A 503-nucleotide genomic window follows, 5' to 3' on the forward strand; every position below is an offset into this window, starting at 1 on the left:
ACAAATGGTGATACACCAGTAGAACCTGTTTTAATGATAAAGGTCTTTGCATTAACAACAAACGACGTACCATTAGATCCATTATTAGCAAGACCAAATCCAGCAGTAACACCAGCGACAGTAGATTTGACACCCCAAGTAGCCGAGTAGTGGGTTGTACCGTTTTTGTTAATGTTAGTGATTAATTGCTGTGTCTGTGTAATCTGACCACCAAGGTTATTCTTGATATCTGTTTCAGCTTTAGCAATCTGTTGTGTCAACCCATTAGCGGTAGTTGTGATAACACCAGTAATACGTTGAACTTCTGATGTGATTAAACTGTGGTTGGCTTTAAGATCAGCTTTGACTTGTAAAATCTCACCATCAAACCTATTTGTTAAGTTTGTGATTTCACCGATAGCTACCATTACTTGACCGTTGGCCGTATTCACTTGAGTTTTTAAACCTTGCAGAACACCACTCAAACTGTTACCATCAGCATCGACAATGTTATCCATTGTAAT

General features: G+C 38.6%; 1 protein-coding gene. It reads right to left on the bottom strand.

Annotated elements, in window-relative coordinates; genetic code table 11:
- The coding region (locus N1032_RS28165; RefSeq protein ID WP_259544054.1) for a DUF1983 domain-containing protein at window positions 1-503 on the bottom strand (503 nt) is incomplete at both ends.

The organism is Herbiconiux daphne, assembly GCF_024979295.1.
Classification (GTDB): domain Bacteria; phylum Actinomycetota; class Actinomycetes; order Actinomycetales; family Microbacteriaceae; genus Herbiconiux; species Herbiconiux daphnes.